Annotated in this window: 1 protein-coding gene; it reads right to left on the bottom strand. The window is 50.0% G+C overall.

Going from position 1 to position 222, the window contains the following annotated elements; translation table 11 throughout:
* The coding region (locus VC188_RS12125) for an IS110 family transposase (protein WP_323484120.1) at positions 1-222 on the bottom strand (222 nt) is incomplete at both ends.

Here is a 222-nt window from a genome sequence, read left to right as displayed (position 1 = left end):
CTTGGAGATCATGATGCCCTGCAATTAATGGGTCAACATAACGTTGAATAATCCCTTGCTTAAGCAGCTCTAAAAGCACTGCAGCATCCTTGGGGTCATTTTTATCCCAGGAGTTGAACATCACCTCCCGATACCGGGCGCTCGCTACCGAGGAAATAAAACAGACTTCAAACCCCGCCGCTACCAAGCGATGCCCTAATGCGCGGTGGTAATTGCCGGTTG

It is taken from the genome of Polynucleobacter sp. MG-28-Ekke-A2 (genome assembly GCF_035012985.1).
Taxonomy (GTDB): Bacteria; Pseudomonadota; Gammaproteobacteria; order Burkholderiales; family Burkholderiaceae; genus Polynucleobacter.
This window is presented reverse-complemented; position numbering and strand designations above follow the sequence as displayed.